The organism is Hymenobacter edaphi (assembly GCF_003258365.1).
Taxonomy (GTDB): domain Bacteria; phylum Bacteroidota; class Bacteroidia; order Cytophagales; family Hymenobacteraceae; genus Solirubrum; species Solirubrum edaphi.
In genome coordinates, this window is record NZ_QHKM01000002.1 from 342,354 (window position 1) to 368,530 (window position 26,177).

Consider the following 26,177-nt stretch of genomic DNA (forward strand, 5'->3'; position numbering starts at 1 on the left):
GGCAACAAAAACGCGCGAAGCTATGGGAGCTTCGCGCGTTTTTGTTGTAGGCTAGTCTGTCTGTTCTGTTTCCTGTTGAGCAGGGTCCGTTTTAAGAAATGTCCGAGCGCCAGTTTGTTCTATTTGATCAGCAACTAACTCAGCTTCATCAGTAGGGAGAACTTTTAACATTGGTTCACCTTGAATAGCGCGCCAAAACTTATGTTTATCTGGGTCAGCGCGTTCGTCTGGTTCATCAGCTAACAAATACAAGACGTTTGATTGAGGTTTTTTGGGCTTATAATGTTCCGTCAAGCTTTTAATTGCAAATCGACATTCGCTGAAATGTTGCTGAAGAGTATCAATGCCTAACTGGTCTAGAGGCAGGCTATGAGCACCAATCAATGAGCCATTCATACCCACGCAGTCTAAGCGTAGATTGAAGAACAAATCCGGTAGCAGCTTAGGAGTAAGAACGATGTTTGTGTGAACCTGCGGTTTTACACGCTGAATTAGCGTCTTTACTGAAGCCTTGACCAATAGCCGACGCCGAGGCTGCTTTAACGGTTCAGTAGCGTCTACCAAATTCGTGTACAGTTGATTGAAAACGGCTATTGGTTCCTCACTCTCAAATATCGCTACGTTTGTTGGTGCGTCTAAGCGTACCAAGCCGTTGGAGTAGCGTGTTAAGTACTCCCAATCACTGCGGCTCATCAACCTAGTTAGGCCAGCTTTTTGATCAGTTACCAGCGCTTGGCGCCTAGCAGCAGTATCAACCTCTACACGCGCTTCCAACTGCCTTACTGCATAGCGAATGGATGCTTCTGCATGGCGTGCAAGCAACAGCGCTAGCTTCAACTTACGTGTTGAAACCCTCATTTCGTGCTGCGTACCATCGAACATTACCAACCCTACCACCACAGCTTCGCCAGATGCCGGGTTGGGCACGACGCGCAACAAGGTGTAAAAAGCAGGTGTGTTCATGACTGAGGTAAAGAAGCAAAAAAATCATCCCAGAGCAGCTCTAAGCGTCTCTGACAGAACAGAAAGTAGAATAAATGAGTTTGCTCTACTTCGCTTAAATGGAAAGGAGCGGGCAGCAAGCTACATACGTAGGCGAACTGGTGACGGCAATGGCGGATGCGAAGATAATACCCCTCCTTCAACTCGCTAGCCCATAAGAGAGGCCTCTTCTCTTTCCATTGATTTAGGACCGATCTTGCTACCGCTGCCTGAGACACATTGGTGTTAAAGCTGAAGTAGGTTTCCGTATGGTCTAGATACTGAAACGGCTGAGAAGTAAACGTGAATGCATGGTCGATAGCCCAGCATTGTAGACTGTTTCTGCCAGCTATGGGAGCTGGCGCTATGATTAAGTTGTGGTGACTGGCTCGCCGATCATCATTTGCTACCCAAGCGTCAAAAAGAGCAATCCATAGTAAGTCGTCCGGGTTCGACAGAGTCGCAAGCTCCGATAAGGTGCCTTGCTGGATAAAGTCACTACTGTCAATGGCTCCAGGTATGAGCTTCGAACCGAAAGCAGGCTGCTGCAAGTATCGCGTGGTCGATTGAGCAGCTGGTGGAAAAGTCGGAAATATTTCCGGTGGCACGGTTAGCACCGCTATATCAGGAGTAGGAATGCCCCACAGCCTGAGTAAGTAGTGGCATAACCATTCGCACTTAAGCTCATAGAGCTGGTGGCGAGCGTATTTTAGGTAGTATAGACTCCCATTTTCGGCCATTACCAATAATGGACGATGAGCTGTTTCTACTACATCGTGTACTGTCCGAACTCGGAGCGGTTCTGGTGGCCTCAGCATCTACAAACTAAGATGTCGTAACAGCTTGAAATTGCCATTGTGCACAGGGTAATATATAAATTGAAGATTGGTAAATAGCAATTCGAGCTTGCGACGTTAAATAGGAGAAGCTCCAAATATAGATTGTTATATGTCTTCAGTACATGTCTTTAGCTGTACTTTAGGTTAGTTACACATTTTGGGCTATTCAAAGTGCAGTAAAATTATTCATACCAAGTCCAAAATGAAAACAGCCGGAGCCCCGCCCAAGCGGAACCCCGGCTGCCCAAGAAACCACAGAATCAAACCGCCGCCCGCGTCACCGTCGCATCCACGCGCTTCTTCACGCCGGGCTCAATCACCACGCCCGGCAGCTCCTGCCGCGTGATGCCCGCCCCGCTGAGCGTGAGCGAATAAGTACCGGCCGGCAGCGGCAGCAGGAAGCGCCCGTCCTCGTCCGACACGGCGAAATCGTCGCGGCCCGTCGCCTGCACCAGCACCCCGGCGGCCGGTTGGCCGGCCCGGTCGGTGAGAGTGCCCCGGGCCGCTGCCTGCCCGGTGCCGCGCACTAGGCTTAGCAGGTACTCCGTCTGAAACTGCCGCGCCAGCTCCGGCTCCTTGCGGAAGATGCGCTGCGCGTCGCGGTTCATCTTCTGGTAGGCCTCGTACTGGGCCAGCAGCGCCGTTTGCTGCGTGGTGGTGCCCGCCTGCGCCGCTCCCTTCTCCTGCATAAACTGCCGCAGCAGCGTGCGCACGTCGGCCGCTTCCTCCGCCAGCTCCGCCGCGAAGGTGCCGGGCATTTCGCCCCGGTCGGCCAGCTCGGCGGCGTACTGCTGCACGTAGGCCAGGGCCGCCGCCATCAGCTGCTCCAGCGCCGTCCAGTCGTGCTTGGCCGCCGCCTCGTAGTGCCGGTAGCCGGCCGCGTCGCGCATGGCCCGGTAGGCCCCCGGCTCGGGGTTAGCTTCCTCGATGTAGCCATCGAGCAGCTGCCAGGCCGCCAAAAACTCGTCAGCCTGCGTCACCAGCCCGCCGCGGGTGCGCTCCGATGCCGCCCCGCGCGCCTGCGCCCCGGGCATCTGCTGCGCTTTTTGCAGCTCGGCCAGCGCCTTGGTGGCCAGCTCCGGCGTGTAGCCGCGCTTATAGGCCGCAAAGCGTTCCTGATGTTGTTGATACTGCTGCCACGCCAGCGGCAGCACGAGGGCCAGGTCGCCCTGTGCCATTGGTAAATTAGCCATCTTAAACAGTTGGTAAGCTAGTGGGCCCAATGCGGGTTAAGCCAAATGTAATCGGCCGCTATGCACTTCCAATAGTCCGGCTTCAATAAAAGATTAGTACAAAAAAGCCCCGTCGCCAACGTCCCGGATAGCGCCATTGTTGCCTTCCCCCGCTGCCCCGCCGCTGCGGGCCACCCGCCCCCAGCCCCACAGCCACGGCCCGGCCCGGTGCAGCGGCTTCGGCCCCGCCCGAGGGGCTTTCTGGCCCGCCCGCAGCCTTTTCAGTCGGGCCCGCGCCGCCTCTCCGGTTGCCCGCACCAGTTCCTGCCCGGCCCGAAAAGCCTCCTGCCTCGCCCGAAATCGTTCCTGCCTCGCCCGAAACGATTCCTAAACGCTACCCGAAATGTCTAATCAACCCGTTCGGGCGGCCCGCCCGCCGGCTGGGCGCCGTTGGGCGCCCGGTGCCGGCGTACTAGCTTAGCGCGGTGGGCGGGCGTGCTGCCCGGGCGGTGCCCGCCCGCTCACCTGATTAACCTTCCTGATTCTATCACCTTCACTTACCGCATGAAGCACCCCTTACCCGCTCTCCGGCTTATCATTCGCCGCGCGCCCTGGCTGCTGCTGCTCCTGCTGCTGGCCGGTAGCGCCGCCTACGCCCAGACCACGCCCGCCTTCGGCGCCGCCTGGGCCACCGGCACCGTGGCCTCGCCCTTCAACAGCCAGAGCTCCATCAACGCCACCGCCCGCGACGCGGCTGGCAACGTGTACATAGCCGGCAACTTCATCGGCACCACGGGCTTCGGCAGCCTCTCGCTCAGCAGCACCGAGCCCTACGTGTACTACGGCGCCGGCGACGCCTTCGTGGCCAAGCTCGATGCCCAGGGCAACTACCTCTGGGTGCGCAGCGCCGGCGGCCCCGACGGCGACGGCATCGGGGCCCTGGCCGTGGATGCCGCCGGCAACGCCTACGTGACGGGCGTCTTCGGCTACCGCGTCACCGGGCCCACCCCCGCCAGCGTTTCCGCCACCTTCGGCAGCACCACCCTCACCACCACCACCCCTGCCGTCGACAACAAGTTTGTGGCCAAGCTCGACGCCAACGGCACCTGGCTCTGGGCCCGCCGCATGGACACGGGCACCAGCCGTCTGGCCGTGGATGCCACCGGCAACGCCTACCTGACGGGGAGCTTCAACACGGCCACCGCCACCTTCGGCAGCACCACGCTCTCCAACGCGGGCACCGGCTCCTACGGCACCTCTGCCTTCCTGGCCAAGCTGGATGCCGCGGGCACCTGGCTCTGGGCCAAACAGGTCGGCGGCACCGGCACCAACGGGAGCCGCGACGTGGCCACCGATGCCAGCGGCAACGTCTACCTCAGCGGCTACTTTCAAAACTCGGTTACGCTGGGCAGCACCACCCTCACGGCCAGCGCGGCCGGCACGGCCTTCGTAGCCAAGCTCGACGCGGCCGGCACCTACCTCTGGGCCCGGCAGCTCGGCGCCCTGCCTTTCCTGGCTCCCGATGCCAGCGGCAACGTCTACTTGGCCGGCCAGTTTCAGAACACCCTCACGCTGGGCAGCACCACGCTCGCGGCCGGTACGGCGGGTTACACCGGCTACTCCGTCTTCCTGGGCAAGATGGACGCCGCCGGTAGCTGGCTGTGGGCCCGCGCCTCCGGCAGCAGCGGCGCCCTCAGCTACGGCTCCATCACCGGCCTCAGCGGGCTGGCCCTCGACGGCAGCGGCAACGCCTACGTGAGCGGGCAGTTCAATGGCCCGGCCATCGGCTTCGGCAGCACCACGCTCACCAATGCTTCCGAGGCCCCCGTTTATAGTGACGTCTTTGTGGCCAAGTGCGACGCCAGCGGCACCTGGCTCTGGGCCCGGCAGTCGACCGGCGCCGTATCCGAGCAGGGCGCGGGCCTCGGCGCCGATGCGGCCGGCAACGTCTGGCTGATCGGGGAGACCTACGGCGAGGCGGTCCGCCTCGGCAGCACCACCCTCACCGGCGCCAACAGCTTCAGCGTCGGCACCCGGACCGCCAGCTTCCTGGGCAAAATGGACGCCGCCGGCACCTGGCTCTGGGCCCGCGCCCCCGACAACGGCGGCAGCGGCAGCCAGTGCACCCAGTCCCTGCCCGACGGCAGCGGCAACCTCTACGTGGTCGGTTCCTTTAGCGGCACCGTTGCCTTCGGCAGCACCTCGCTCACCAGCCGCGGCACCGACGACGCCTTCGTGGCCAAGCTCGATGCCCAGGGCAACTACCTCTGGGTGCAGCAGCTCGGCACCGCCGGCCCCGACGTGGCATACGACCTGACCCGCGACGCCAGCGGCAACGTGCTGGTGACGGGCTTCTTTGCCGGTACGCTTACCCTGGGCAGCATCACGCTCACCACCACCGCGTTCGGCCACGACTCCTTCGTGGCCAAGCTCGACGCCGGCGGCACCCCGCTCTGGGCCCGCAGCATCGGTACCTATTCGTATTCCAGCGCCAACAACCCGCGCTACGGCAACTCCCTGGCCACCGACGCCAGCGGCAACGTGTGGCTGGCCGGCTACTTCAGCGGCACCGCCACCTTCGGCAGCACCTCGCTCACCGCCACTTCCGGCTACGCCCCCGATGCCTTCGTGGCCAAGCTCGACGCCAGCGGCACCTGGCTCTGGGCCCGGCAGGCCGTCGGCTCCGCCCAGGACGACGTGCGCGGCCTGGCCCTCGACGCGGCCGGCAACGCGTACCTGGTCGGCTCCACGGTCAGCAATACGCTTGGTTTCGGCGCCATTTCCCTCAGCAATACCAACCCGGGCAGCAACGGCTTCGTGACCAAAATCGACCCGGCCGGTACCTGGCTCTGGGCCCGGCAAGTGGGGGCCAACGTGGCCGACGTAGCCCTGGATGCCGCCGGCAACCTCTACGTGGCCGGCAGCTTCTTCGGCGGCCCGCTCACCCTGGGCAGCAGCACCCTCACCAACCGCGGCAGCGCGGACGTGTTCGTGGCCAAGCTCGATGCCAGCGGCAACGCCCTCTGGGCCCGCTCGGCCGGCGGCGCCGACTACGACGTGGCCCAGCGGCTGGTGCTGGCCCCCAACGGGACGCCCTGCCTGATGGGCTCATTTGCCAGTACGGCGGCTGGCTTTGGGGCGTCCTCGCTCACCGCCAACGGCATCAACGACATGTTCCTGGCCCAACTGGATGCGGCCGGAAACTGGCTCCTGGTCGCGCAGGCCGGCGGAGCGGGTAATGATTTTGGCCAGGGCCTGAGCGCCGACGCCAGCGGCAACCTGTACCTGAGCGGCTACTTCGACGGGCCGACGGCCAGCTTCGGCGCCCTCAGCCTGACCTCAGCGGCTTCGGGCAAGGAGCGCGGCTTCGTGGCGCGCCTGCCGGCCGTCGTCACCAGCCAGCGGCCGGTGGCCCGCCTGACTCCCTTGCAGCTCTACCCCAACCCCGCCGCCGGCCGCCACGTGCGCCTGCTGGCCACCGACCTGTCGGGCGCCACGGCCGAGCTGCGCGTGCTCAACAGCCTGGGCCAGCTGGTGCGCCACGAAACCCGGCCGCTGCTTGCCCGCCGCCTGGACCACACGCTGGAGCTGCCCGCGCTGCCCGCCGGTGTGTACACCGTGCAGCTGCGCACGGCCGCCGGCACGCACACCGGCCAGCTGCTGCTGAACTAACTGCGGCTGCTCCCCGAACGCCAACGGCGCCCGTTTGCACAAGGCAGGCGGGCGCCGTTGCTGTTTGCGCCGGACCTTTTTAAGCTGTTACGCCCGCTCCAGCCGCTGCAGGTCCTCGCGGCGCAGCTCCCAGAGCTTCACCGGCTGCTCGAAGTTGATGCTGCCCGGCGTGCACACGTGCTCTCGCACGAAGCGGAAACCCAGCTGGGCCAGGGTGTGGTTGGGCGCCGGGTTCAGCGCGTACGGTTCGCAATACAGCCGCTGCAGCGCGTAGGCTGCGAAAAAGCGCGGCAGCGCCAGCCGCACCAACTGCCGCCCGTAGCCCTGGCGGCGCACCGCGGCGTCCCAGAGGTGCAGGTGCATATAGGCCTGTTCGCCGGGCCGGATCTGGTTGATGTTGCAGTGGCCCACGGCCCGCCCGTCCACTTCCCAGATCAGGCAGTACGACTGCTTTTCCGGCAGCGGAGTGGCCAGTTGCTGCGCCAGCATGGCCGTCCAGCCGGCGCGGTCGGGCAGTTTGGCCAGGTCCACGCCCATGCTGGTCAGGTGGGTCGGCGGCGACGTGAGCCAGTACTCGGCAATGCGGGCAATGTCGTCAGCGCGCAAGTCGCGCACGGAAAGGGTAGGGGGCATGGGCACCAATGGCAGTCAGGCCCGCAAGAAGGCAGCTTTTCGCGACACGGCCACTGCTCGCGAACCTTCGCTCCCGCCCCTCACCAGCTGCTGCCCGCCCCGCCCCCGCCCGACGAGCCGCCCGAGCTGCTGCTGGAGGAGGAGCCGCCGGAGGAAGAGCTGCCCGATGAGGAGCTGCTCGACGACTCCGAAATGCGCGGAATGTCGTAGCGCTCCTTGGTTTCGTAGGCGCAGTGGCGGCAGCGGTGCCGGTGCCAGCCCCAGCCCGCCGAGTGGGTAGTGGCCCGCTGCATCACCTGCTGGCCCGCGTCCTGAAACGTGCGGAAGTGGCATTTCGGGCAGGGCTCGGCGTCGGTGCTCAGGTTCTGGTAATCGAGCTTGAGCGTGTGCTGGCAGGCCGCGCAGCGCCACACGTCGTAGTCCACGGACTGCAGGCGCTCCTCCACCCGCTCCCCCGGGTGCAGGTGGGCGTCGTCGTCGGTTTCGGCGAGGCGGCGCATGGGCTGGCCGCAGTGCGGGCACGCATAGGGCGCCTCGCGCAACTCCTGCATGCGGCGGCGGTGGCGGGGCCAGTACCAGGCCAGCGGCAGCGCGAAGGCGTAGGCCGTGAAGCCCAGGCCGTGGTGGGCCCGCTGCAGCAGCTGGTGCTGCTGGTGCCGCGGCAGCGCCGCCCACGCCCCGCGCCGCTGCTGCTCCACGCGCCGCAAATGCCACAGCGTGTACAGCCAGGGCGGCAGATAGCCCAAGCCCAGCAGCAGGGCCGCCCCGCGCCCCGCATCGTCGGTGAAGGGCAGGGCCAGCGCCAGCCCCACCGGCACCAGCAGCACCAGCGCCGCGGCGTAGCGGTGCGGGCTGCCCTGGGTGGTGTAGTACCACAGCAGCCCGTACAGGAGCAGCGCGGCCAGGCAGGCCACGACCCCGGCAACGATGACGAGGATATTGTCCTCCGAATCCGGCGCGCTGCCGACGTCGGTCAGCGCCAGGCCCGCGGCATCGTCGGCGGCCGCGGCGGGCCCGTCCGCCGCCAGCGAATCGGCGCCCGCCGCGGCAAACCGGCCGGTGCTGAGCTGGCGGATAACGGCCGCCACGCCCTGGCGCACGGCCTCGTCCGTCTGCCCCGCCCGCAGCGCCGGCACCATGTACTGCTGCTGAATGCGGTAGCAGATGACGTCGGGCAGCTCGGCCTCCAGCCCGTAGCCGGTTTCAAACTCCACGCGCCGCTGGTCCATCACCAGCAGGATGAGCAGGCCGTTGTCCTTGGTCTGGTCGCCGATTTTCCACCGGTTGAACAGCGCCGTGGCCGCCGTCTTGGGCACGGCCTCGCCGATGCTGCTGACCACCGCCACGTCGATGTGGGCCCGGCCGCTCTGGTCCAGGGCTTGCAGCGTGGCGTTCAAGTCCTGCACGGTGGCCGGGCTTAGCACCGCGTCGGGGTTGCTGACGTAGGTTTCGCCCAGCCGTTTGGGGTCGGGAACCCGGGTCAGGTACGCATCGGGGGCCTGCGCGGCGGCCGGTGCACCGGCGAGCAGCAGAAGCAGGAAGGCGGGCAGAAACAGCAGGCGAAGCATCGGGGAAGGGCGCAAGTCGGGCGGCAGGATCGGGCCGCAACGGGCGGCAAGATAGAGCCCCGCCGTGCCGCGGCCAATCCGGTCGCGCCTGCTTCGCTCAGCACCACTGCTGCTGCAGCCCGCGCCAGCTTATACCAGCGCCCCCAGCTCGGGCACCTCGCGCACCTCGCCCGGGGCCAGCTCGCCCAGCGCCAGCCCGCCGATGCGCACACGTACCAGCCGCAGCGTCGGGAAGCCCACGGCCGCCGTCATCTTGCGCACCTGCCGGAACTTGCCCTCCGTGAGCGTAATCGACACCCAGCAGGTGGGGCCGTGCCGGTCGTCGCGGATGCGCTTGGCGCGCGGGGCGAAGCCGGGCGCCGCCGCCAGCCGCCGGGCCTGGCAGCGGATGGTCTGGTACTTGGTTTCGCGCAGGCCGATTTCCACGCCCTGCGTGAGGCGAGCCAGCGCTTCGTCGGTTATCAGGCCGTCGAGTTGGGCGTAGTATTCCTTTTCGGTGCCGCCGTTGCGGATCTGCTCGCTCACCCGGCCGTCGGTGGTGAGCAGCAGCAGCCCCTCGCTGTCCTCGTCGAGGCGGCCGATGGCCATGACGCCGGCCGGAAAGTCGTGCAGCTCGCCCAGAAAGCGCTTTTTGCGGGCCTCCCGGGCGTCCTCGCTCCGAAACTGGCTGAGGTAGCCGAAGGGCTTGTGCAGAACGAAGTGGCGGTGCGCCGGGGTTGAGCTCATACGAAACAGAAAGCCGGCGCGGCCCTAAAACCGGAAGCCGAGCAGCAGGTACAGGCGCTTGGTGTGGCTGGATTGCTCCTGGCCGTCGAGAAAACCATTGCCGAGCTCGAAGCGGCCCTCGGCGGAAAGCCGCTTGAGGCTGCCACCCGCGCCGACGATGAGCGACTGCTCCACCTTGTCCTCGGAGCCGTAGGCCGGCGTGTCCTTGGTGGTTTCCTGGCTGTAGAAACGCACCGTCTCGTGGCGGGTGTGCACCTGCTTGACGGCGTAGCCCATCGAGATGCCACCGTGCGCAAACCAGCTGGCCGCCGCGCCCACCGGGTGGCGGTAGCGCAGCAGCGCGTTGAGCCGGGCGTAGTCGTAGTGCAGCGTCACCGTGCCGGTGGTGTAGCGGTCGGCGCTGATGGTGTTCGTGTAGCTCTGCTGGGCCTGGTAGCTGTTGTAGAACAGCTCGGGCACGATGGAGAGGTGCCGCAGGCGCCGCGGCAGCGGCAGCTCCACGAACAGGCCGCCGGCGAGCCGCCGCGAGCTGGGGAAGCGCATCGTTTCGCTGGTGCCCAGGAGCGGGTCGTTGACGGTCACGCTGACGGTGGTCTGGCTCAGGCCGGCCAGCACGCCAAACGATGCGCGGTTCTTCTCCGAGGCCTGCTGAAACGTCGGGGCCGCCTTGCCGCCGGCGCAGGCGTAGTACTCGCCAAACACCTTCTGCAGGCCGGGCGTGGTGTAGGGCACCGTGCGCAGGCGCGGGCCGATGGTGGGGCAGTCGGCCAGGTAGGTTTGCAGCTGGTCGGCAAAGCTGCGGTCGGTTACCACGCGGTTGCTTTGCTCGTTGGGAATAAACTGCTTGTGGAGCAGCAGCTCCAGCGCCCCGTCCTGCCGGATAAAGAAGTGCTCCTTGCCGTTGCGGTCCTGGTAGTAGTACAGGCTTTTGGGCCCGCTCACCAGCACCCGCACAAAGGCCTCGTCGCGGCGCATCAGCAGGGCCGGGGACTTGGGCAGCTCCCCGATCTTGTAGGGCGAGCCTTCCACCTGCACCACGGCGCTTTCGTAGCGCTCGGCGGCCACCCCGAAGCCGCGGATATCGGCCGGGCCGTAGTTTTTGGGTTCCCCCGCGGCCGGGCGGAAGTCGATGCGCGTCGGGTTCTGGTTCCACTGGCGGAAATCGACGGTGCCGCGCACGGTGTCGCCGCTGAGGCTGAGCACGTAGCCGGGCTGGTAGTTGGTCTGGGCCCGGGCCGTGAGGCTGGCCGCGCCGCTCAGCAGGAGCAGCGCCGCAAGGCGGTAAGCGTGTTGCATCGACAACGAAAAATAAGGGGGTACGGAAGCCGGAAAATGCGCCGGCGCACAACCTGCGCCGAACGAGCGGCGCTAATCAGGTTGGCAAATATACAACACAAGTGCTGAATATAATTGCATCACTTGTGATTATTCGGCGCGGCCGCTCACGCGCCGGAAGCCGCCGGGCGTGGCCTGGTAGCGCACCCCTTCGATGATGGTAATCTGGTTGTCGGGCAGCTCGCTGAGGTTGCTCAGGTCGGTGTCGAGGGTGTGCAGGCTGTAGCCGTAGCGGCGGGCCAGGGCCAGATACTTGGGGTTGATGTGGTCGGTGACGCCGCAGAGGATGATTTTGACCGGCAGCCTGGTGCCCTCCAGCAGCTTGGTGTCGCGCGGGAAGGTGTGGTTGTCGGCTACCAGGATGAGGTCCTGCGCGTCGGGCGCGAGTTGGTGGGCGCGCAGCAAGGCCTCGCAGTCGTTTTCGGGCGCGTCGCCGCCGCCGCCCGCGCTCATGGCCTCCACGACGCGCTGCCGGATGCGGGCGTAGTCGCTGCTGCGCACGTCGTAGAGGCCGCCGGTCTGGCCCAGGCGCTTCTGCTTGTCGGGCAAATCGTCGCCGTCGTTGAAGAACACAAAGGTTTTGTCGGGGCCCGCGGCGGCCAGCTGCAGCCAGATGAGCAGGTCGGCGGTGTAGGGGTACATGCTGCCGGTCACGTCGGCCACCACCGTCTGCTTCTGCCACTCGGGGTGGCGCTCGAGCACCCGCGTCACCACGTTCGGGTCGGGGTTCGGGATGGGGTCTTCCTCGGTGGCGTCGCCGGGCCGCAGCTGCCGGGCCTGGCAGCCGTCGCGCAGCAGCTTCACCCGGTGCTTGCGCATCAGCGAGTCGGGCAGGTAGAAGCCGGTGACCTTCAGGCCCTGCTGGGGGCGCAGCGGCAGCGTGAGGCGGCCCGTCACGGTGAAGGGCAGGCGCTGCTTGCCCAGCAGAAAGCCGTCGGAAAAGGCCAGGCCCTCGGCAATGGCGCCGGTCAGCTCCGCGGGGCAGGGCGGGGCGGCGGCCCCGGCCGAGTCGACGGCGGGCAGGCGCACGCTCAGCACCTTGCCCTGGCGGCTGACCTCGGCCTGAAACGTGACGGTGCGCGGCCGCCGGTCCTTCTGGGTGCAGTCGTAGGCTTTTTTGATGCGCTTGGTGAGCTTGCGCAGCTTGTCTTCCACGTGGGGGTAGCCGCAGGCCAGCGGCTTGCCCGGCGACTTGCGCACGGCCCGGATGCGCTCAATCTTTTTCTCGGTGGCGTTGAGCCGGGCCGCCAGCCGTCCGATTTCGGCCTTGGTGTCGGCCCGGGTGTAGCGTTTTTCGATGTAGAGCACGAAGCCGTGGAAGTACTGCTGGCACTCGTCAGGAGTGGTGCAGCCGGTTTGCTCGATCAGGTTCCAGGTAATGGCCGGGTCCTGCAGCAGGCCGGGCAGCCGCTCGTCGAGGTTGCGCAGGCGGTCGAGGTTGAGCTGGCGCTGGCTGAACTTGGGGTCGAAGCGGTAGGCCGAGTACACCAGGTCGACGCGCACCAGCTGCCGCTCGCGCAGGCGCAGCGCGGCCAGCTCGGGGCCCGAAAACGTGGAGGGCAAAGTCAGCAGCTGGTAGCCGCTGTCGGGCTGGTAGCGCTTCAGCTGGTAGGCGCTGAGCTGGTCGTACAGGGCTTCGATGACGCGGGTCGGCGTGGGCTGCTGGGCCCGGGCCGGCGCCGCGCCCAGCGTCAGCAAGCCGAATAACAGGAGGAGGAATGCGCGCACGGGCAAAACAGAGCTAAGGCGGGAAGCTACGAAACGTCCGGCCACCGCGCGGGCGTATGCGGCCCGCCCGCGGGCCACCCCCGATACGGCCCGAAACGCCGCAGCGGCTGAAACCCCGGCAAAGGAGCTTCAGCCGCTGCGGCGTTGTTCGTTATTTGTTGTTCGTTGTTCGTCAGGCGGCTGGTGGCTCCAGCCGCCTGACGAACAACGACCTACTTCAGCCGGGCCTTGCCCTTGTAGTGCACGTCGCTGGCGCCGGAGCTGTGCGAGTTCAGCTCCCCGTCGACGTACACGAAGGCGTCGCTGGCGCCGGAGGCTTCCACCTGGGCCTGCTGGCTTTGCAGCTCGTAGGCGCGGTAGTCGCTGGCCCCGCTCACGTGCACCTGCTGGCGCTCCACGCGGCCGGTGAGGCGGATGTCGCTGGCGCCGCTGGCGTGGGCCGTGAGCTGGCGGGCGGTGAGCTGCAGCGTCACGTCGCTGGCGCCGCTGACCTTGATGCTGAACTGCTCGGCCGAGATGGGCGAGGCGCCTTTCACGTCGCTGGCGCCGCTGACCTCAATGCCCGAGAGGCGCGGGCTGGTCACGTACACGGTCACCTTTTCGGTTTTGCCGAAGTGGAAGCTGCCCGACTTTTCGCGGTAAATCTTCAGGGTGTTGCCCTCGACCTCGGTGCGCACCTGGGCCAGTACCTCGGGCGTGGCCTCGACTTTCACTTCGGCCGGGCCCTGGCGCAGCACCACGTTGATGGCGCCGCTGGCGCGCACCTGCTCGAAGCTGCCGACGGGGCGCAGCTGGGCGCCCTCCTGGGCCAGCGCGGCCAGGGCCGAAGCACCAATAAACGTGGCCGCCAAAGCAGCGGAGCGGAGGGAGAACAGACGTTTCATAGCGTGGAAGATGGGTTACGGTGGGGTGTTCGAAGCGGTAGATGGCGGCGGCGAAACGGGCGTTGCCTGGAAGCGGGAATAATTATCAGCAAGCACCGTCCGGCAGGCTGAGCCGCGCCGCTGGGCGGGCGTAGCCCCATAACTCATACAGCAGGTTCCCAATCGGCGTAGCTGGAATGTAGCGCGGGCTGCAGCCCGCGTCCGGTTGAACGAAATCGGCCGGACGGCTGCGGGCTGAACCGCAGGTCGGCGTAGCCAAGCCCGCGCTACACCGTCCCCGAAACCGCTATAAGTCATTTCGCCGCTCGTCGAGCCAGCGCAGGATGACCGACATGAACTCGAAGTTCAGCGGCGGGTTGGGCTGCTCGTCCAGGCGCATGGCCTCCGCCATGTCGCGGGCGTGGTTGAAGTGGTGGTCGACCTCGGGCAGGAGCACGAAGCGGGCCCGGCCGGGGTGGGCGCGGTTGACCACGTCGGCAATGAGCTGGTGGTCGGAACTGTAGGAAATGTAGTCGGCCGCCCCGCGCAGGGCCAGCACGTCGGTGTCGAGCTGCTGCCAGGCGCGGGGCAGGTTCAGGGCCTGCCACTGCTGCATATACGTGTGGTGCTGCGGAAACTGCAGCAGCCCGCGCGCCGCCGGGTAGCGCGTGAGCACCTGCTCGGGCGGCTGCCGCTCGGTCAGCAGCAGGTGCAGGGCGGCGGAGTAGGTGCGCAGCAGGGCGTCGATGGAGTCGGGGGGCAGGCCGGCCAGCTGGCTCTGGTTGCGCTTGTTTTCCAGCAGGTACTCGGTGAAGGTGCGCCCGACGGTGCCGAACACCACGATGCCGCGCACGTTTTCGCCCCGGGCCACCAGCGGCGCCAGCACCCCGCCGATGCTGAAGCCGGTGATGAACACGCGCCGCGCATCGACAAAGGCCAGCTGCCGGGCAGCGGCCAGCGCGGCCCGGTAGCCGCCGGCTTCGCTCAGCAGGTCCGACTGCAGGCAGGGCGGCCCCTGACTGTCGCCCATGCCGGTTTTGTCGACGCGCAGGGTGGCGTAGCCGCGGCGCGAGAGGGAGTCGATGATGCGGCGGGTGGGCTCGGTGCGGCTCAGCGGGTTGTCGATGGAAAAGCAGCCCACGCCCTGAATGAAGAGCACCAGCGGCACCTTGCCCGCGGCCCCGCGCGGCCGCGTGACGATGGTGCGCAGGCGGCTGGGGCCGTAGCTGACGGCCCCGTAGGTGGCCTCGTAAAACGGGCTCTGCTCGGGCGGCAGCGGCCGGAACGTGAGCAGCCGCCGCCGCTGCCGGCCGTTGCGCACGAGGGTGAAGGTGGCCCGGTCGCCGGCGCGGTACTGCTTCAGCAACGCCAGAAACGGCCCCAGCTCCGGCCCCAGCACCGTCTGGTCGATTTGCCGCACCACGTCGCCGGCCCGCAGCCCGGCCGCTGCCGCCGACGAGCCCGGGCGCACGCCCAGCACCAGGACGCCGTTGCGGTCGGGCAGGCGGTGGTGGCGCCGAATGCTGTCGTCGACGGCGCGCAGGTCGATGCCCACGAACGGGCGGCGCGGCAGCGCCTGGGCGGTGGCCCGCAGCGCGGGGGCGCCGAGCAGGGCCAGCAGCAGGAAAAAGCGGGTTGGCATACGAAGGCGGCGCGGCGGAAAAGCAGCGCCGCCGCGCCGGCCGAATAGATGCCGGCGCCCCGCGCGCGTTGCAGGGCCGGCCCTCACATCTTTGGGTGAGGCCGGGGCCCGGCGGTGGCAAAGCCGCCCGCCAACGCGTAGGTTGCGGCTCGTCTCTGCCCTGGTTGTCATGAACACGCTCAAGCACTTCCTCGCCGTCGGGCTGCTGGCGCTGCCGCGGGCCGCCGCCGCCCAGGCCGCCCCGCCCGCGCTGGCCCCGGCTCAGTACCGCCAAGACGTGGCCTTCTTCTGGCAGACGGTGCACGACGACTACGCCTACTTCGACCGGAAGCAGACCGACTGGGAGCAGGTGCGCCGCCGCTACCTGCCGCAGGCCGATACCCTCCGCTCGCGCCGGGCCCTGGTGCGCCTGCTCGAAACCATGCTGGCCGAGCTCTACGACCCACACGCCACCCTCGGCACCAACCGCCCCGACTCGCCCCGCCTCGTGCCCTCCGGCAGCGACGTATACGCCGAATGGCGGGGCGACAAAGCCGTGGTGCGCGACGTGCGGCCCGGCTTTGGGGCCGCGCTGGCGGGCGTGCGGCCCGGCACCGAAATCGTGGCCGTGGACGGCGTGCCGGTGGCCCAGGCTGCCGGCGCCTACCTGCCCGCCTGCCTGAAAGCCCCCGACCCGGCCGCCCGCGCCTACGCCCTGAACGTGCTGCTGGCCGGCCGCCACCACGCCGAGCGGCGCTGGCAGCTGCGGCAGCCGGGCGCTGCCCCCATCGACGTGCGCCCCGACTACCCCCGCCCCCTGCTGGAACACATCAGCTACCCGCGCCGCCTCGAAAGCCGCCGCTACGGCCGCACGGGCTACATCCGCCTGCACAACAGCCTCGGCGACCATGCCCTCATGGCGCCCTTCGACAGCACCCTCGACGCACTGCTGGACACCCGTGCCCTGGTGCTGGACCTGCGCGATACGCCCAGCGGCGGCACTACCACCGTGGCCCGTGCCCTGCTGAGCCGCTTCGTGAGCCGCGAGCAGTACTACCAGCAGCACGAGCTGGTGGCCGAGGAGCGCGCCTACGGCGTGAAGCGCAAGTGGACGGAGCTGGTAAGCCCGCGCGGGCGGCGCTACCCCGGCCGCGTGGTGGTGCTGGCCGGGCGCTGGACGGGCAGCATGGGCGAGGGCCTCGCCATTGCCTTCGACGCGCTGCCGCAGGCCACCGTGGTGGGCACCGAGCTGGCCCGGCTGAACGGCGCCATCTACTTCTACCGCCTGCCCAACTCGGGCATCGGCTTCAGCCTGCCCGCCGAAAAGCTCTACCACATCGACGGCACCCCGCGCGAAGACTACCGCCCGAAAGTGCTGGTGCCGCCCGCCGCCCCGCCCGCCGACGCCGCGCTGGACCGGGCCCTGCAGCTGCTGAAGTAGGCCCGGGGCCCGGCCGGCCGCCGCGCCCGCCAGGCCGACCATAACCCCCGCCGCCGGCCGGCCGTTAGGCATGAGCGCACAACCAACGCTTTGCCCGCCATGTCTGATAAGCCCAGCCTCTTTCCGCCCCAGCACCAGGACCAGCAGCCCGGGCTGGAAAGCGAGATGACGCCCCAGCCCGAATACATCCGCCCGAACTACAAGGGCGCCGACAAGCTGCTCGACAAAGTGGCCCTCATCACCGGCGGCGACTCCGGCATCGGCCGGGCCGTGGCGGTGCATTTCGCCCGCGAAGGCGCCGACGTGGCCATCAGCTACATGCCCTCGGAGCAGCAGGACGCCGAGAAGGTGCAGGAACTGGTGAGCGGCCACGGCCGCCGCTGCCTGCTGCTGCCCGGCGACCTGCGCGACGCCGCCTACTGCCGCGAAATCGTGGCCCGCACCGTGCAGGAGTTCGGCCGGCTGAACGTGCTCGTCAACAACGCCGCCGAGCAGCACTGGCACGACTCGCTGCAGGAGTTGCCCGACGAGGAGCTGGAATCGGTGTTCCAGGTCAATATTCTCTCGTTTTTTCGCGTGACGCGCGCCGCCCTGGAGCACATGGGCGAGGGCGACAATATCATCAACACCTCCTCCGTCAACGCCTTTCGCGGCAACGAGCAGCTCATCGACTACAGCTCCACCAAGGGCGCCATCACGGCCTTCACCCGCTCGCTGGCCCTGCAGCTGGCCGACAAGAAAATCCGCGTCAACTCGGTGGCGCCGGGCCCGATCTGGACGCCCTTTATCCCCAGCACCGCCAGCGCCCTGAAGGTGGCCACCTTCGGCCGCGACGCCAACATGGGCCGCGCCGGCCAGCCCTCCGAAGTAGCCCCGGCCTACGTGTTCCTGGCCTCCGAAGACGGCTCGTACTTCACCGGCCAGACCCTGCACCCCAACGGCGGCGCGGTGGTAAACGCCTGACAAGCCGCCGTTGGGCGAATCCTGGGCGCGGCTGCTGTCGAGACGCATTCTGGCGTCTCGACAGCAGCCGCGCCGTTTGGGCGTCATCGTTCTGCGCTGATCCGTTTAACGCCGAAACGTTCTGCGCCGAGACGCCAGGATGCGTCTCGACAGTCGTTCATAAGCTCCCCTAACGAGTCCGCCAACGCCGCGGCCGCCTGGCAGCAGGTGGCCGCGGCGCGCTGGCATCATCAGGGCTGCGGGGCCGGCAGCCGGAAGCGCAGCCACTGGTCTTCGGTGCCGGCCGGCCGAAAGCCCGCCCGCAGCAGCACGGCCTGCGAGGCCGCGTTGGCCGCCGCGGTATACGCCTCAATCTGGCGCAGCCCCAGCGCCGCGAAGCCGAGGGCGCACAGGGCCTGCGCGGCTTCCGTCATCAGCCCCCGGCCGCGGTAGGCGGGCAGCAGCACGTAGCCGATTTCGCCCGTGCCGCCCTCGAAGCCGCGGTAGAAGCCGGCGGTGCCCACCAGCGCGCCCGTGGCAGCCAGCGTAAGGCACCAGTGCAGCAGCTTCCCGTCCCGGTAGTCCTGCTCGATCCGGGCCAGCATCCGCCGGGCTTCGGCGGGCGAGGCGGCGGGCTGGCCGCCGTAGAACGTGATGGGCCACACGGCGGCGAGGTCGGCGGCGGTGAGGGCGCGCAGGTGCAGCGAGGGCGTGCGCAGCTCGGGCAGGGCAAGGAAGGCGTCGGCGAGGCTCATGCAGCGGCGAAGAAACGCAAATCGGCGCTCGGCCCGGACCGGGCGACAACGTTGCCGACATCGATTGCGCAAATAAACGCCCGGCGGCGCTCCGGCTTTGGCCCGGTATTTCGTTAATATTCAACTTCCAGCTCCCGGGCAGCCCGACGGCCGCCCGCCGATTCCCACCCTCGTTTCCGTCCCTTGCAACACCCCCGATTTTTCCTGTTTGGCGCGCCGCGGCCGGCGCGCGCATTGGCCGTGGGCGCCGCGCTGGCCCTGCTGGCTCCCGCCGTCCCGGCTGCCGCCCAGCAGCTGGCGTTTCCGGGCGCCGAGGGCGCGGGCCGCTTTACCCGCGGCGGCCGGGGCTCGGCCACAGCGCCCACCACGGTGTTTGAGGTAACCAGCCTGCTCGACGACGGCCAGCCCGGCTCCCTGCGCCACGCCCTCACGGCCCCGGCGGCGGCGCGCACCGTGGTGTTTCGGGTGGCGGGCACCATTCACCTCGCCGCGCCGCTGACCATCGGCCGCGACAACACCACCATTGCGGGTCAGACCGCGCCCGGCGAGGGTATCTGCCTGGCCGACTACCCCGTGGGCGTGAAGGCCAACAACGTCGTCGTGCGCTTTATCCGCTGCCGCATGGGCGACAAAAACCAGAACCAGGGCATGGTCGACGGGGCGGGCGGCGACGACGCCTTCAGCAGCATCGGCAAGAAGAATCTTATCATCGACCACTGCTCCGTGAGCTGGAGCACCGACGAGGTGCTGAGCTTCTACAACGGCGACTCGCTCACGCTGCAGTGGAACCTGATCAGCGAGCCGCTGAACTACTCCTACCACTTCGAGCGGGGCGACAAGGACTTCGAGCACCACGGCTACGGCGGCATCTGGGGCGGGCAGCACGCCTCATTTCACCACAACCTGCTGGCCCACTGCAACTCGCGCACCCCGCGCTTCAACGGCAGCCGGCAGGCCAAGCAGAACGGCTGGGAAAACTGCGAGCTGCGCCACAACGTGTTCTACAACTGGGGCGAAAACAACGTGTATGGCGGCGAGGGCGGCAACTACAACGTCGTGGGCAACTACTACCGCTACGGCCCGAGCACCAAGGAAACGGTGCGCTACCGCGTGCTGAACCCCTACAAGTCGGCCACGCTGCCCTTCGGCAAGTACTACGTGGCCGGCAACTACGTCGACGGCTCGCCTGAGCGCACCGCCGACAACTGGAAGGGCGTGGACCTGCAGGGCGGCGGCGACCGGGCCCAGGCCCGCGCCGACCAGCCCTTCGACCTCGGCCCGGTGCCCGCCCAAACGGCCCAGCAGGCCTACGAGGCCGTGCTGCGCGGCGCCGGCGCCGTGCGCCCCCACCGCGACACCCTCGATGAGCGCGTGGTGCGGCAGGTACGCCAGCGCACCGGCCGCCTCGTCGATGTGCAGGGCGGCTACCCCCACGGCACGCCCTACGCCGTGTCGCAGAAGGCCTGGCCGGCGCTGAAAACCGCGCCCGCTCCCGCCGACGCCGACCACGACGGCATGCCCGACGACTGGGAAACCAAGCGCAGGCTCAACCCCCAGGACGCCGCCGACCGCGCCAAAGTGGGCACCGACGGCTACACCATGCTGGAAGCGTATCTGAACGAGCTGGCGGCGCAGTAACGAATCAGAGCCACACGAAAGCGGCCGGCCCCCGATCGGGGCCGGCCGCTTTCGTGTGGCTCTGAAAGAACTGGCCGCAGCAGTGCTACTGGTTATTTGACAAAGTAGATTTTGCGGTTGGCTGGCTTCTCGTACCGAATACGGCCTTCGCCCAACAGAATACCAAGGACTGACCAGGAGAGGAAATTCTTCTGACCACCCTCATAGTCTGACTAGAGGTTCAAATCCTTGACGACATCGGTGGACGTGACGCCTTGGGGCTTCGACTTGATATAATCAAAGATGGTGTCTTTCAGTTGTTCGAGGGCCTGCTCGGCCTGAGTGCGTAATTGGGCGGTCATTTAGGTAGAGAGAGTTGATAGATGAAGTTGGGGCAATATAGACTTGAAGAGCGTTCTAGCTGGCCCGCGGCTTGTGCCTGCAGGGGCGCGCGCAGCACTCCGCTGCAGACAGCAGCGCCTCCGCCCCCGGCAACCCCGGCCGTAGCTGCCCCGTACCTAACGCCCAACATAGCCGCCCGGCTATGCTGCATTCCCCTTCTCTGAACCCCCACGACCATGAAACGCAACATTCTGTTGCTTGCCGCGGCAGCCGGCCTTGCGCTGACCACCGCCTGCAACCAAGATAAACCCGCCGCCGTCGACGCGGCCACCACGCCCTCGGCCGATACGGCCGTGGTGGTGGACAACGACGTGAGCGGCGCCGACACCACCATCTACCAGGATCAGGCCTACCGCACCGCCGACCAGGTGGCCGCCGACCTGGGCTACCAGAACGACACGGCCCGCGTGCGCCGCCTGCGCACCACCTACTACACCCGCGCCCAGCGCATCGGCGACCTGGACGACGCTACCGACACGGCCGGCCGCACCGCCACCGTGCGCCAGATCAACACCGACACCGACACGGAGGTGCGCACCATCGTCGGCGACGACGCGAAGTACCGTACCTACGAGACCAACCGCAGCCGCTACTACGGCGACGGCAGCACCGTGACGACCACCACCACGACCACCGAAACCACGCGTCGGCCGCGCCGCCGCGGGCCGCGCATCGTGAAGTATGAGAACAAGGGCGGCGAGGTGAAAATTGTGTACTCGAACGGCACCACCGTGAAAATCGACAAGGACGGTGACCGGAAAGTGGAGTACGCCGACGGCACCAAAGTGAAACGCGACGCCGACGACGGCAAAGTGAAAATCAAAGACTAACCACGCCCTTTTCCCCTGCACACCGCGCCCCGGCTTCCTCCCTGAAGCCGGGGCGTTTGTTGTCAGCCGGGTGGGAGAAAAGCCTCGGCCATGTAGCTGCCATTCGCACAGCTTGGCCCGCGGCTTCCAGCCTATGCGGACTGCCGCGTCGCGGCCGCCGCGAAACCTGGCCAAGCAGACGTGTACGTGGCCGTCGGAAAAACTTCGGATGACCAAGCAGACGTGTGCGCGGCCGTCCGGAAAACTTAAGGTAACCAAGCAGAGGTGTGTATGGCCGTTGGAAGAATTTCGGAAGACCAGGCAGACGTGCGCAGCTTTCGGAAAACTTCGGGTGGCCGCGCACCCTTTTCGCGGGCCGTCTTCCTGATGCGAGTGGCCATTGGGGGCAAGGGCAGCGCGGTCCTGCGCCTCGGTGGGCGCTAGCATGCACGGACAGCAGCCAAACGGATTGTTGCGAAGTGGCCGGGACGGCCGGCGGAGCCTGTTGTTCGGGGGCTTTACTGCCCGCGCACCTTAGTCCGGCTGCGCCGCGTCGGCCGGGGCGGGCACCGCGCCCGGCTCGTCGCGCAGGCGGCTGACCAGCCCGAAGAGCACCAGGCCCAGCCCGGCCATCAGGGCAAAGGCCCAGCGCAGGTTGGCCGCTTCGGCCACGAAGCCCACCAGCGGCGGCACCAGCAGAAAACCGAAGTAGCCCACCGTCGACACGGCCGCAATGGCCGGGCCGCCGCTCAGCCGGGCCGAGCGCCCCGCCATGCCGAACACCAGCGGCACCACGCAGGCCACGCCCAGGCCCACCAGCGCAAAGCCCGCCGCCGCCACCAGCGGCACGGGCACGGCGGCGGCCAGCAGCAGGCCGCCGCTCATCAGCAGGCCGCTGCCGCGCAGCAGCGCCCGCACCCCAAAGCGGCTGGCCAGCGCGTCGCCCACGAAGCGGCCCGTCGTCATGGCCACCATGTACACGGCAAAGCCCACGGTGCCCACCGGGGCGTGCGCGGCCTTGGCGAAGTAAATGGCGCTCCAGTCATACATGGTGCCCTCGCAGGCCATCGAGGTGAAGGCCATAAGGCCAAACCGGAGCAGCGTCTTATCGGGCCAGGCAAAGCCGGGGCGGGCCGGCCCGCCGGTGTTGGGCGGCAGCGGCAGGGTGCCCGGAAAGAAGGCCACGGCCAGTCCCGTGAGCCCCAGGGCCACGCCCAGGAAGTGGTAGCCCGGCGCTACCTGCAGCGCCACCAGCCCCGCGCCCACGGCCGCCGCCGCAAAGCCCGCCACGCTCCACATGCCGTGAAAGGTGGCGATGATGGAACGCGGGTACAGCGCCTGCACGCCCACCGATTGGGCGTTGACGGCAATGTTGAGCAGGTTGCGCGAGGAGCCGAAGCAGAACAGCAGCACCACCAGCTGCCAGGGGTGCGCCGCGAAGCCCAGCAAGGCCAGGGCCACGTTGTAGAGCACGGCCCCCACCAGCATGATCTGCCGCGAGCTGAAGCGCTGCAAAAGCAGCCCGGTGACGGGCAGGGTCAGCATCAGCCCCGCTGGTAACGCCAGCAGCACCGAGCCCAGGGCGGCTTCGCTCAGGCCCAGGCGCTGCTGAATGGTGGGAATGCGCGAGGCCCAGGTGGAAAACCCGAAGCCCGAAACCAGGAAAAACAGCGTCACCGCCACCCGCGCCCGCGTCGCCGAATCCGTCGTCATAGTGCCCAAAAGCTGAGGTGCCCGGCAAAGGTAGCGGCGTCGACGGGGCCGCCCGCGCCTAGCGCAAACCGCCCGTGCGCAGCGCGAATTCCGGACGATTGTCGCAGAACGACTTGATGCAACAACGCTGGTTGTTCTGAATACGCCAAGCGGAGCTTGACAACGTTGACCTGCGGTTCGTGCTAATTTGTGTGGGGGCGTCGACGCCTACTTCACCCCGTACTGCCGCAGCTCGGCCTCGATGCGCGCGTTCCAGCGCTGCTGGGCGGCCTGGTTCTGGCCGTGGTTGGTTTCGGCGTCGTACTGGTCCTGCAGCTGGTTCATGGCGCGCCACGACTGCAGAAACTGGAACTGCATGCGCGCGTCGAAGTTGTCGAGGGTGAGGCTGTCGGGCGTCACCTTGCGCTTGAAGCGTTCGGCTATCAGCTGCACCAGGTCGAAGTGGCGCTGCTCGTGGTTGAGCGAGTAGGGGTGGCGGGCCGAGGGCAGCAGCCAGGAGGACGTGCGCACCACGAACACCTTGGTTTGCAGGTGCAGGTGCAGCACCCCGTCGCGGGCCTGGGCCTGGGCCGTGTAGGCGAAGCTGGGAAACACCGCCCCCACCGCCCCGTTGCGCGGGCGGGGCACGGCCAGAAAGTCATCGTAGGTGAGCGGCCGGGCGGGCGAGTAGTAGAGCGTGTCGGCGTCGGGCTGGAAGGGGTAGTTGCTGGGGTGCACCTGCAGGCGCCAGGCCAGCTTGGCGTTGGCGGCGGCTTCGCGGTTCATCCAGCCATCGAAGTACTGCAGGGCCGCCACCAGCGCCTGCCGCAGCGCCGGCTCGGCCGCGGCGTAGGGGCTGAGGAGTGGCCGTTGGTAGCGCGCCGCGCCGCTGTAGGTGGTCAGCGCGATGGTGCGGCCGTGGCGCTGCCACTCGAAGCTCAGGGCCAGGGCCAGCTTGCCGCTGGCCCAGCCCGGCGCGCCGGGGCTTTCCTGCAGGCGGCACTCGCGCAGGCGAATGGTGACGGGCCGCAGCCCCGGCCGGTGGGGCACGCTGCGGGCCACAAACTGCCGGATGGCCGCCAGCCCGCCGCCCGGCAGGTCCACGGCTTCGGGGGGCGGCGGGGGCAGGCCCGGGCGCCCGGGGGGCGGCAGCAGGTAGGCCACGGCCCGGCGTTCGGTCCGCTCGTCGAGCACGGCCGCCACGTAGAACTGCGTGGGCGTGATGGCGGCCGGCACGGGCTGCAGGGCCAGCGGGGGCGGCGCCGGGCGGCCCTGCCGGCCCAGGCCGGGCAGGGCCACCAGCAGCAGGGCCAGGCCGGCCGCGCGCCAGCCGGGCCGCGCGGCTAATTGCAGAAAAGAAAGAATCCGGGGAGCAGACAACGCAGAAACGAACGGGCGGCACTTGCCTAACATTACGGCCGCCGCTGCAAGTTCAGCCCGGGCGGCAGAGGCGGCCCAGGGCGCTGCCGCCGGCCTTGCGCCGGCAACGTTCCCGACATCGATTGCGCAAATAAAAGGCCGGGCCTGGCGGTATCCGGGCCCGGCGGGGCAGTAGTATTAGCTTGTATTTAAGCGTGTCGGCGCCAACGACACTGAGCCCCGCCGGGGCCGCCCGTTCCCTTTTTTTCGCTGCATTCCCTCGTATGACCCTACTCTCTACGCTTGTGCGCGGCGCGGCCGCCGCGCTGCTGCTGCCGGCCTCCGCCCTATACGCCCAGCAGGTAGCCTTTCCCGGGGCCGAGGGCGCCGGCAAGTTCACCACCGGCGGCCGCGGCAAAGCCACCGCCCCGACCACCGTGTTCGAGGTTACCTCGCTGTCGGACGCGGCCGGGGCGGCCACCACGCCCGGTACGCTGCGCTACGCCCTGACGCAGACGGCCGCCGCGCGCACCATCGTGTTTCGGGTGTGCGGCACGATTCACCTCACGGCGCGGCTGAACATCAACAAGGCCAATACCACCATTGCCGGCCAGACCGCGCCCGGCGAGGGTATCTGCATTGCCGACCACCCGGTGAGCATCAGCGCCAACAACCTGATCATCCGCTTTGTGCGCATCCGCCTCGGCGACCGGTTTCAGAAAATCGTCGACGCCAACGGCAACCCCGTCAACGGCTCGGGCGACGGGGACTGCCTCAGCGGCACCGGCTACAAGAACATCGTGGTCGACCACTGCACCATGAGCTGGTCCGACGACGAGGCCTTCACCGTGTACAGCGGCGACTCGACCACCCTGCAGTGGAACCTGATCAGCGAGCCGCTGAACTACTCCTACCACTTCGAAACCGGCGACACCGACTACGAGCGGCACGGCTACGGCGGCATCTGGGGCGGGCAGCACGCCTCGTTTCACCACAACCTGTTTGCCCACTGCCTGAGCCGCACGCCGCGCTTCAACGGCAGCCGCTACGTGAACCAGGTGAACTGGGAAAACTGCGACTTCCGCAACAACGTGCTCTACAACTGGGGCTCCAACAACGTGTACGGCGGCGAGGGCGCCAACTACAACGTGGTGGGCAACTACTACCGCTTCGGCCCGAGCACCAGCAGCAGCGCCCGGTTCCGCATCCTGAACCCCTACAAGCAGACCAGCGCGCCCGCGCTGCCCTACGGCAAGTATTACTTCACCGGCAACTACGTCGATGGCAGCCCCGCAGTGACCAACCGCAACTGGCTGGGCGCGGTGATGAACGGGGGCACCGCCGCCGATACCGCCCAGGCCCGCGTGACCACGCCCTTCCCGCTGATTCCGATTCCGGCGCAGTCGGCCCAGGACGCCTACGCGGCGGTGCTGCAGGGTGTGGGCTGCGTGCTGCCCGCCCGCGACACGCTCGACCAGCGCATCATTCGCAACGTCGTCAACCGCACCGGGCGCATCATCGACGTGCAGGGCGGCTACCCCCACGGCACGCCCTACAGCGTCTCGCAGAGCGCCTGGCCGGTGCTGGCCTGCGGCCCCGCCCCCGCCGACACCGACCACGACGGCATGCCCGACGCCTGGGAAGTGCAGAACGGGCTGAACCCCAACAACGCCGCCGACCGCCAGACCACGGCCCCCAACGGCTACACCAACCTGGAAAACTACCTCAACGGCCTCGTGGCCGTGGTGATGGGCAGCCGGCCCGGCCAAACCCCCGCCGCCACCCTGCAGGCCTACCCCAACCCCGCCACCGAGCAGCTGACCCTGCAGCACCCGCTGGCCGGCCGCGCCGCCCAGGTGACGGTGTACGGCTTCAACGGGCAGGTGCTGGCCCGCTACCCCGCCGCCGCCGGCCGCACCGAAACGCGCCTGCCGCTGGCCGCGCTGCCCGCCGGCAACTACCTGCTGCTCTTCGCCGACGAGCAGCTGCACCTGACGACGAAAATCGTGAAGCGCTAAGTCG

20 protein-coding genes are annotated in these 26,177 nt (G+C 67.6%); 6 read left to right on the top strand and 14 right to left on the bottom strand.

Translation table 11 applies throughout. The annotated features are described in order from the left end of the window. Positions 1-51: 51 nt before the first annotated feature. The 3 genes from DLM85_RS09090 to DLM85_RS09095 all read right to left on the bottom strand — a co-directional run bounded on the left by DLM85_RS09090 (position 52) and on the right by DLM85_RS09095 (position 2,998). On the bottom strand, positions 52-963 hold the full coding sequence (locus DLM85_RS09090; RefSeq protein WP_111477795.1) for a DUF3037 domain-containing protein: 912 nt from the start codon (positions 961-963) through the stop codon (positions 52-54). Further along, a complete protein-coding gene (locus DLM85_RS26340) occupies positions 960-1,799 on the bottom strand; it encodes a HipA family kinase (protein WP_424321691.1) in 840 nt (279 codons plus the stop codon). The genes DLM85_RS09090 and DLM85_RS26340 overlap by 4 nt, the downstream gene beginning before the upstream one ends. Before the next feature lie 281 nt (positions 1,800-2,080). Continuing rightward, on the bottom strand, positions 2,081-2,998 hold the full coding sequence (locus tag DLM85_RS09095) for a carboxypeptidase-like regulatory domain-containing protein (protein WP_111477796.1): 918 nt from the start codon (positions 2,996-2,998) through the stop codon (positions 2,081-2,083). A 558-nt stretch (positions 2,999-3,556) separates the two neighbouring features. On the opposite strand from DLM85_RS09095, the gene DLM85_RS26190 reads away from it, so the two are divergent. Continuing rightward, the gene (locus tag DLM85_RS26190) at positions 3,557-6,664 is read left to right on the top strand and encodes an SBBP repeat-containing protein (RefSeq protein ID WP_111477797.1); all 3,108 of its coding nucleotides are present in this window, start codon (positions 3,557-3,559) and stop codon (positions 6,662-6,664) included. Between the two features lie 87 nt (positions 6,665-6,751). Here the strand turns inward: DLM85_RS26190 and DLM85_RS09105 are convergent, their stop codons facing one another. From DLM85_RS09105 to DLM85_RS09135, 7 genes are all read right to left on the bottom strand, one after another. Further along, positions 6,752-7,297: a GNAT family N-acetyltransferase gene (locus DLM85_RS09105; protein WP_111478045.1), complete on the bottom strand. Its 546-nt coding sequence runs from the start codon at positions 7,295-7,297 to the stop codon at positions 6,752-6,754. Between the two features lie 80 nt (positions 7,298-7,377). Further along, the gene (locus DLM85_RS09110; RefSeq protein WP_111477798.1) at positions 7,378-8,865 is read right to left on the bottom strand and encodes a TPM domain-containing protein; all 1,488 of its coding nucleotides are present in this window, start codon (positions 8,863-8,865) and stop codon (positions 7,378-7,380) included. A gap of 129 nt (positions 8,866-8,994) precedes the next feature. Next, positions 8,995-9,591 (bottom strand): pseudouridine synthase, encoded by a 597-nt coding sequence (locus DLM85_RS09115; RefSeq protein ID WP_111477799.1) that lies wholly within the window; start codon positions 9,589-9,591, stop codon positions 8,995-8,997. Positions 9,592-9,615: 24 nt separating this feature from the next. Continuing rightward, complete coding sequence (locus tag DLM85_RS09120) at positions 9,616-10,887, bottom strand: porin family protein (protein WP_111477800.1); 1,272 nt, start codon at positions 10,885-10,887, stop codon at positions 9,616-9,618. A gap of 129 nt (positions 10,888-11,016) precedes the next feature. Continuing rightward, positions 11,017-12,654: a hypothetical protein gene (locus DLM85_RS09125; RefSeq protein ID WP_133256984.1), complete on the bottom strand. Its 1,638-nt coding sequence runs from the start codon at positions 12,652-12,654 to the stop codon at positions 11,017-11,019. A 212-nt stretch (positions 12,655-12,866) separates the two neighbouring features. Beyond that, a complete protein-coding gene (locus DLM85_RS09130) occupies positions 12,867-13,538 on the bottom strand; it encodes a head GIN domain-containing protein (RefSeq protein ID WP_111477802.1) in 672 nt (223 codons plus the stop codon). A 286-nt stretch (positions 13,539-13,824) separates the two neighbouring features. After that, positions 13,825-15,159 (bottom strand): alpha/beta fold hydrolase, encoded by a 1,335-nt coding sequence (locus DLM85_RS09135; protein WP_165822071.1) that lies wholly within the window; start codon positions 15,157-15,159, stop codon positions 13,825-13,827. A gap of 169 nt (positions 15,160-15,328) precedes the next feature. Here DLM85_RS09135 and DLM85_RS25050 point away from each other — a divergent pair, with 169 nt between their 5' ends. Together DLM85_RS25050 and DLM85_RS09145 are read left to right on the top strand one after the other, a co-directional pair. Further along, the gene (locus DLM85_RS25050) at positions 15,329-16,579 is read left to right on the top strand and encodes a S41 family peptidase (protein ID WP_165822072.1); all 1,251 of its coding nucleotides are present in this window, start codon (positions 15,329-15,331) and stop codon (positions 16,577-16,579) included. 99 nt (positions 16,580-16,678) lie between these two features. Further along, the gene (locus DLM85_RS09145; protein WP_111477804.1) at positions 16,679-17,542 is read left to right on the top strand and encodes an SDR family oxidoreductase; all 864 of its coding nucleotides are present in this window, start codon (positions 16,679-16,681) and stop codon (positions 17,540-17,542) included. A 230-nt stretch (positions 17,543-17,772) separates the two neighbouring features. Here the strand turns inward: DLM85_RS09145 and DLM85_RS09150 are convergent, their stop codons facing one another. Beyond that, positions 17,773-18,276, bottom strand: coding sequence for a GNAT family N-acetyltransferase (locus tag DLM85_RS09150; protein WP_111477805.1), 504 nt, complete (start codon positions 18,274-18,276; stop codon positions 17,773-17,775). Between the two features lie 183 nt (positions 18,277-18,459). Here DLM85_RS09150 and DLM85_RS09155 point away from each other — a divergent pair, with 183 nt between their 5' ends. Then, complete coding sequence (locus tag DLM85_RS09155; protein WP_243635907.1) at positions 18,460-19,914, top strand: pectate lyase family protein; 1,455 nt, start codon at positions 18,460-18,462, stop codon at positions 19,912-19,914. Positions 19,915-20,126: 212 nt separating this feature from the next. On the opposite strand, the gene DLM85_RS26195 is transcribed toward DLM85_RS09155, so the two are convergent. Then, on the bottom strand, positions 20,127-20,255 hold the full coding sequence (locus DLM85_RS26195) for a hypothetical protein (RefSeq protein ID WP_279387743.1): 129 nt from the start codon (positions 20,253-20,255) through the stop codon (positions 20,127-20,129). A gap of 216 nt (positions 20,256-20,471) precedes the next feature. Here DLM85_RS26195 and DLM85_RS09160 point away from each other — a divergent pair, with 216 nt between their 5' ends. Further along, positions 20,472-21,125, top strand: a complete 654-nt coding sequence (locus DLM85_RS09160; protein WP_111477807.1) for a T-complex 10 C-terminal domain-containing protein — start codon at positions 20,472-20,474, stop codon at positions 21,123-21,125. Positions 21,126-21,638: 513 nt separating this feature from the next. Here the strand turns inward: DLM85_RS09160 and DLM85_RS09165 are convergent. Further along, the gene (locus DLM85_RS09165; RefSeq protein ID WP_111477808.1) at positions 21,639-22,817 is read right to left on the bottom strand and encodes an MFS transporter; all 1,179 of its coding nucleotides are present in this window, start codon (positions 22,815-22,817) and stop codon (positions 21,639-21,641) included. Between the two features lie 207 nt (positions 22,818-23,024). Next, entirely contained in the window at positions 23,025-24,176 is a 1,152-nt protein-coding gene (locus DLM85_RS25430; RefSeq protein WP_111477809.1) for a hypothetical protein, read from the bottom strand. A gap of 263 nt (positions 24,177-24,439) precedes the next feature. Here DLM85_RS25430 and DLM85_RS09175 point away from each other — a divergent pair, with 263 nt between their 5' ends. Next, a complete protein-coding gene (locus tag DLM85_RS09175; protein WP_111477810.1) occupies positions 24,440-26,173 on the top strand; it encodes a T9SS type A sorting domain-containing protein in 1,734 nt (577 codons plus the stop codon). Positions 26,174-26,177: the final 4 nt, after the last annotated feature.

Excerpts from the sequence above, each read along its gene's own strand:
- DLM85_RS26190 (WP_111477797.1), top strand. The coding sequence starts at position 3,557 with ATGAAGCACCCCTTACCCGCTCTCCGGCTTATCATTCGCCGCGCGCCC.
- DLM85_RS09175 (WP_111477810.1), top strand. The coding sequence starts at position 24,440 with ATGACCCTACTCTCTACGCTTGTGCGCGGCGCGGCCGCCGCGCTGCTG.
- DLM85_RS09120 (WP_111477800.1), bottom strand. The coding sequence starts at position 10,887 with ATGCAACACGCTTACCGCCTTGCGGCGCTGCTCCTGCTGAGCGGCGCG.
- DLM85_RS09095 (WP_111477796.1), bottom strand. The coding sequence starts at position 2,998 with ATGGCACAGGGCGACCTGGCCCTCGTGCTGCCGCTGGCGTGGCAGCAG.
- DLM85_RS09165 (WP_111477808.1), bottom strand. The coding sequence starts at position 22,817 with ATGACGACGGATTCGGCGACGCGGGCGCGGGTGGCGGTGACGCTGTTT.
- DLM85_RS09130 (WP_111477802.1), bottom strand. The coding sequence starts at position 13,538 with ATGAAACGTCTGTTCTCCCTCCGCTCCGCTGCTTTGGCGGCCACGTTT.
- DLM85_RS09160 (WP_111477807.1), top strand. The coding sequence starts at position 20,472 with ATGAAACGCAACATTCTGTTGCTTGCCGCGGCAGCCGGCCTTGCGCTG.
- DLM85_RS25050 (WP_165822072.1), top strand. The coding sequence starts at position 15,329 with ATGAACACGCTCAAGCACTTCCTCGCCGTCGGGCTGCTGGCGCTGCCG.
- DLM85_RS09135 (WP_165822071.1), bottom strand. The coding sequence starts at position 15,159 with ATGCCAACCCGCTTTTTCCTGCTGCTGGCCCTGCTCGGCGCCCCCGCG.
- DLM85_RS09090 (WP_111477795.1), bottom strand. The coding sequence starts at position 963 with ATGAACACACCTGCTTTTTACACCTTGTTGCGCGTCGTGCCCAACCCG.
- DLM85_RS09150 (WP_111477805.1), bottom strand. The coding sequence starts at position 18,276 with ATGAGCCTCGCCGACGCCTTCCTTGCCCTGCCCGAGCTGCGCACGCCC.
- DLM85_RS09105 (WP_111478045.1), bottom strand. The coding sequence starts at position 7,297 with ATGCCCCCTACCCTTTCCGTGCGCGACTTGCGCGCTGACGACATTGCC.
- DLM85_RS09145 (WP_111477804.1), top strand. The coding sequence starts at position 16,679 with ATGTCTGATAAGCCCAGCCTCTTTCCGCCCCAGCACCAGGACCAGCAG.
- DLM85_RS09110 (WP_111477798.1), bottom strand. The coding sequence starts at position 8,865 with ATGCTTCGCCTGCTGTTTCTGCCCGCCTTCCTGCTTCTGCTGCTCGCC.
- DLM85_RS26195 (WP_279387743.1), bottom strand. The coding sequence starts at position 20,255 with ATGACCGCCCAATTACGCACTCAGGCCGAGCAGGCCCTCGAACAACTG.
- DLM85_RS26340 (WP_424321691.1), bottom strand. The coding sequence starts at position 1,799 with ATGCTGAGGCCACCAGAACCGCTCCGAGTTCGGACAGTACACGATGTA.
- DLM85_RS09115 (WP_111477799.1), bottom strand. The coding sequence starts at position 9,591 with ATGAGCTCAACCCCGGCGCACCGCCACTTCGTTCTGCACAAGCCCTTC.